Annotated in this window: 4 protein-coding genes; all 4 read left to right on the top strand. The window is 54.6% G+C overall.

The window, feature by feature from the left end; all coding sequences use genetic code 11:
* The first annotated feature begins 464 nt into the window (after nt 1-464).
* Nucleotides 465-2,669, top strand: coding sequence for a DUF3987 domain-containing protein (locus tag P1S46_11830; GenBank protein MDF1537158.1), 2,205 nt, complete (start codon nt 465-467; stop codon nt 2,667-2,669).
* Entirely contained in the window at nt 2,666-2,968 is a 303-nt protein-coding gene (locus P1S46_11825; GenBank protein MDF1537157.1) for a hypothetical protein, read from the top strand. The genes P1S46_11830 and P1S46_11825 overlap by 4 nt, the downstream gene beginning before the upstream one ends.
* A 64-nt stretch (nt 2,969-3,032) precedes the next feature.
* Nucleotides 3,033-3,407 (top strand): hypothetical protein, encoded by a 375-nt coding sequence (locus P1S46_11820; GenBank protein ID MDF1537156.1) that lies wholly within the window; start codon nt 3,033-3,035, stop codon nt 3,405-3,407.
* On the top strand, nt 3,404-4,450 hold a 1,047-nt coding region (locus P1S46_11815; protein ID MDF1537155.1), incomplete at its 3' end, for a terminase large subunit. The genes P1S46_11820 and P1S46_11815, both read left to right, overlap by 4 nt.

Here is a 4,450-nt window from a genome sequence, read left to right as displayed (position 1 = left end):
ACCTGACAAATCACTCAACGTAAGGTTCAACATCACCCGGGTGATGTTGAACCTTACGTTGAGTGATTTGTCAGGTCGCACGGGTTGTGACGTCGGTCACCTTTCGAGGCTAGAGCGGGGGCTTATTCAGCCAAGGCGCGAAACCCAAAAAAAAATTTCGGCGGCGCTTGGTGTCGACACGGCGTTGTTGTTCCCTACAGCTGGGTCGCGTTCGTGAAACTGGAAAAGCACTTTTCGATGACCGAGATAACGGACCTTTTATCTTGTTCACGGACGACGATTTATAGATTAATGCAGGATTTAAATTTCCCTCGGGGTAAGCGGGTCGGCGGTCGTCTGCTGTTCGCTGAGTCAACGGTGATCCGGTGGCTGGATATCCAGCCGGACGGCCCATTTGAGGGTCCAATTGCGAATCGTTTCGGTGACGGGGCAACCCTTGAGAAGACGGAATAGGAGAATTTTTTGTGGGCGGCAAAACTGGTTATTATGAAACTCGTCTAGGGAAAATTAAGTGGACCGGAAATCAGGGAAAAGCCTTGTGCCCGTTTCATGAGGACACGGTTCCCTCGCTTTCCATCAACAGTTCAACGGGCGCCTTCAAATGCTTTGCTTGCGGCGAACAAGGTTCCTTCAAGCTCTTCAAGGAGCGGATCGGAGATGCTCCCCTACCCGCATTGCCACCGACGAAAGCGCGTAAAAAAAACCACGGTAAAATTTCAGTGGCCTATGATTACACGGACGCCGACGCAAATCTCCTCTACCAAAACGTCAGGTTCGAGCCAAAGGACTTTCGCATCCGGCGGCCTGACGGCAAGGGCGGTTGGGTTTGGAATTTGGACGGGCAAGCGCGGGTCCCGTTCGGATTGCCCGAACTTAATAGGGCGGTATCGGTTGCCATCGTGGAAGGCGAAAAGGATGTAAGGACCTTGGGCACGTGGGGGATTACCGCTACCACCTTCGGGTCGGCCGGGACGTGGAACGCCGACTATAACGATGTTTTCCTAGGAAAACGGGTGGCCATTTTGCCCGATAATGATCGGGCCGGGTTGGAACATGCCCAGCGTGTCGCCCGTCAACTCCACGGGGTAGCCGAATCCCTGAAGATCGTAATTTTGCCTGTGGGTGCCGGGGAGGACGTTACTGATTACCTGGAAAAACACGGCGAAATCGCGGACTTAATCAATTTAATTAAAGCAACTTCTGAATTTGAAGTACCGGCCGATCAACCCGAGGAACTGGTGGAAATCGAAGCTCCCCTCCCCCTCCGGCCGTCCCGGCCTGAACCTGAACCCTACCCCGTGGACTCCCTACCTGCATTGCTGCGCGACCTGGTGTCGGACATTGTTGCAAGTGTCCAGTGCCCGGCCGCTCTGGCCGCTAATACCGTTGTGGCCGCTGCGACCTTTGCCGTTCAGGGCCACGTGCAGGTCAACATTGATGGTCGATCGTTCCCTGTCTCAAACAACTTCATTACAATTGGGGATTCTGGAGAGAGAAAAGATGCTGTCGACCGGATTGCTTGGGGGCCTGTTTATCGGCGGCAAAAAACGCTTCATGACTTGCGGTCCTTACGCCTTGTGGAGTACGAAGCGGCTGTGGCGGGATGGGAAAAAGAGAAGATCATGAGAATGAAAAAAAGCAACTCTGGTTCGGCGGTGAAAGCGGCTCTTGTTGAACTTGGGGCTAAGCCCGAGCCTCCCATTGGTGCCACCCTCATTTTGGAGGAACCGACGTTTGAAGCTTTGGTCAAAACACTGCACACGGAACAACCGTCAATCGGGCTATCGACCACTGAAGGGGGCCGCCTCGTGGGTGGCCACGCCTTTAACAGGGATAATCTCCTCAAAACCATCTCCGGCTTTTCCAACTGTTGGGACGGGAAACCGCTGACCAGGAACCGTTCGGGGGACGGGAACCTGTTGCTTCACGGCCGCCGGGTGACCGTCAACTTGATGATGCAACCGGTCGTCTGGGCGGAAATGACGGGTAACGTTCTTTTTCGCCAACAGGGTTTTTTTAGCCGGTGCCTGATCGCGTGGCCCGCCTCCAACATTGGTAACCGTCCGTATCGGGCTGTAAATGTATTGGAATTGCCCAGTTTCAAGCGTTTTTTTCAAGTGATGATGGGTCTGCTGGAGCGTCCACTCCCTCTTGCCGAGGGTGCGCGAAACGAGTTAACCCCGAGATCACTGACCCTCACCCCGGACGCAAAATCGGTCTGGATCAAGTTTCACGATCACATTGAGCAACTCCTTGCTGAGGGGCAGGCCCTCTACCCTATCCGGGGATTCGCTGCGAAAGCTGCCGAACACGTTCTCAGGCTGGCGGGTGTGTTCGCCGTCATCGAAGATCCCGACGCCGCTGAGATCACCGTCACGGGGCTTGAGCAGGCCATCCCAACCGTGCAGTTTCATCTCGGGGAGGCGGTGCGCCTACAGCAGAACGCTGAGGAAGAGCCGGAGCTGGCCGGGGCTGCCAAGGTTCTCGAGTGGATCCGGCAGCGTGGCGGGAAAGTTAGTCTGCCGACCCTCTACGCCTACGGGCCACCGGTGGCGAGGCCAAAAAACAACGCCCTCGCTATCATGGAGGTCCTGGTGGATCACCGGTTGGCCAGGGTCACACACGGCGATGCCCGGACCCCTCGCGCGTGGGAGCTGGTAGAAACATGAGTTTCCCGAAATTTAATGTTACCGGAACCAGGAACCGGGAGTGCCTCGACCTGTTCCGGGTGGCCGTGGAAAATCTTAATAAAATGTATGAAGCAGGTGCTATCAAGTGGGTTAATGAGAACCGTCCTGACCTCATACGATTGTGTGCCGGTGCTGAGGACAGAGTTGACAGGTCCATTCTTGCCGGTGACATCAACAAAACGAAGGAAGCGATCACTGTATATCTGGACTGTTACAAGAACCTGATAACGGCTTTTACGGAGAGGGGGCTTAATGCCGTCCACAGCCCTTTCCGTTAGCGGTACGGCCGGGGGTTAATACCCCTGGCCGTACATAACCCTACAAATTTTATGGTTAATGCCGATGAGTAAGAAAAAAGAACGAATAAACAAGGTCACCTTAAGGGATAAACTGCGAGGTTTCGACATCGACGCTTTGGACGGGCGCACGAAGGAGGCCAAGGAAATCGCCGAGGCAAGAGCGGTGATTCTGGATGCACTCGGCCCCGTATCACCGATGAAAAGCGCGCTTGTGGACAGAGCCGTCTTCCTGGTCTGGAAATGCCGGATCATGGAATCACGGATGTTACAGGGAGATCCGGACGCGTACAGCAAGGACCACCTCCGGCACGTCGAGGTTCTACGTCGGACCCTGCAATCTTTAGGACTAGAAAGCCACAAAACCGAGAGAACCCTGTCGGACGTTTTCGCAGAGGTGGTAGCGGAGGAGGACAATTGAAAAAACTGGATATCGTGAAGTTTGCGGAAACATTTTACCGCCTTGAAAGCGGCAAGCCCATAAAGCTTGAAGCGTGGCAGCTTGAAAAAATCATCAAGCCGATCTTTCACAATATAGATGACGGTGGAAACCGGGTTATCAACGAGGCCTTGATCATGCTCCCCAAGAAAAACGGCAAAACGTCGTTGATGGCGCTGTTCAGCCTTTACCTGCTCCTTGCCGACGGTGAAGAAAGTCCTGAAGTGTTCCTCCTGGCTTCAGACAAAGACCAGGCCAGGATTTGCTGGCGGTTCATCAAAAAAGCCGTCGAACGGTCGCCCGAGCTTAAAAAACACGTCAAGGTTTTCAAGGATGCTTTAGAGGTCCCCGGTAACGGCGGGCTCCTCCAAGTGCTCGCGTCAGATTCAGACAGCGCGCACGGCCTAAACCCGCACGGGGTGATTGTCGATGAATTATGGTCACAGAGGAATTGGGACCTTCTTGAGGCCATGACGCACTCGCCGGCCAGGAAACAGGCGTTGCACCTTTACATTTCCTATACCGGCTTCGACCAAAGTAAGGGTGTCCCGCTGTGGGATCTATACCAACGGGGGCTGGAAGGGGATGATCCACGATTCTTTTTCTACTCCCAAAACGAGAATCTCGCTTCCTGGGTGACCGAAGAATATTTGGACCAACAGCGGCGGCGATTACCGGAGAACATTTTCCGGCGTCTGCACTGTAACGAGTGGACCTCAGGCATTGATTCCTTTCTCACGCGGCAGGAAGTTGACGCGGCTGTGGACCTCGACCTGGAGCAGAGCTGGAAGTGGGACGGCCTGCGGCGTGTAAACATAGCGGTTGACCTGGGCTTGCGCCGTGACCGAACGGCGATCATCGGCACATATCAGGATGACGGGATCGTCAAGCTGGTCCACGCCAAGACCTTCAAGGCTCCCCAAGGCGGTGAAGTCAACGTGTCCGAGGTGGAAGCATATCTCGTAAACCTGCATCAAGCGTTTCACTCTCCAACCTTCATCATTGATCCGTGGCAGGCCGTGTCT

The organism is bacterium (assembly GCA_029210545.1).
Classification (GTDB): Bacteria; BMS3Abin14; BMS3Abin14; order BMS3Abin14; family BMS3Abin14; genus JARGFV01.
The sequence above is the reverse complement of the archived record's forward strand: the minus strand, read 5'-3'. Positions and strand labels throughout refer to the sequence as shown.

Bases quoted from the DNA above. Each gene is read 5' to 3' on its own strand.
- P1S46_11820 (MDF1537156.1), top strand. From the start codon at position 3,033: ATGAGTAAGAAAAAAGAACGAATAAACAAGGTCACCTTAAGGGATAAA.
- P1S46_11825 (MDF1537157.1), top strand. From the start codon at position 2,666: ATGAGTTTCCCGAAATTTAATGTTACCGGAACCAGGAACCGGGAGTGC.